The organism is Bacillus sp. LR--39, from assembly GCF_053613335.1.
The window spans coordinates 1-677 of the sequence record NZ_JBSIOT010000966.1 but is presented as its reverse complement, the minus strand read 5'-3'; the positions used below and the strand labels follow the sequence as shown (position 1 = coordinate 677).

At 49.9% G+C, this 677-nt stretch carries 1 protein-coding gene; it reads right to left on the bottom strand.

Features of this window, described 5'->3' with window-relative positions:
• The coding region (locus ACWHAR_RS27795) for a family 43 glycosylhydrolase (protein WP_452088531.1) at positions 1–677 on the bottom strand (677 nt) is incomplete at both ends.

The window sequence follows — 677 nt, the reverse complement described above, 5'->3', positions numbered from 1 at the left end:
TACTGTTCGATTGAACGATCGTCAAAAAGCGTTCCTTCTTTGCCGCGTACGTCAATCATCCCGTGGCCTTCTGCATCATAATAAGGGCCGTCAGGGTTTTTGGAGCGGGCGACGCGAATGTTGTACCCGCCGTCAGCGGCAAGCCCCCCGAAGGACATGTACAGGTAGTAATACTGTGTTTCAGGATGGTAGAGAATATATGCGCCTTCAATACGGCTGTGGTTGCCGCCGATCAGCTTTTTGCCGTATCCCTGTCCCGGAAGCGGAAATCCGGTTTTCTTGTCCATTTCTAAAATAAAAATTCCGCCGGAATAGGAGCCGTACACCATCCACAGCTTTCCGTTTTGATCAAAGAATGTGTGGGGATCGACGACATTTGGGTGCTTTGTCGCGTCATAAGGCGTCCCGTCATTGCTGATCCCATCCATTCCCGACTTCAGAAAAATGCCTTTATTTTTGTATGGACCTTCAATGTCGTCTGCGACAGCAAGCCCGAGGGCGGATCTCGGAGAATCCCCGCGGCAGGCGTTGTAATACATATAAAACTTGCCGTCCTCAAGCTGGGTGACATCAGGCGCCCACAACGTATCAGATTCAGCGCATTCAAAGGTTTCTTTTAATTCTTCATAGACGTTCGGAATCAGAGGATTGCCGTCGTGGACACTCGAGGAAATTTG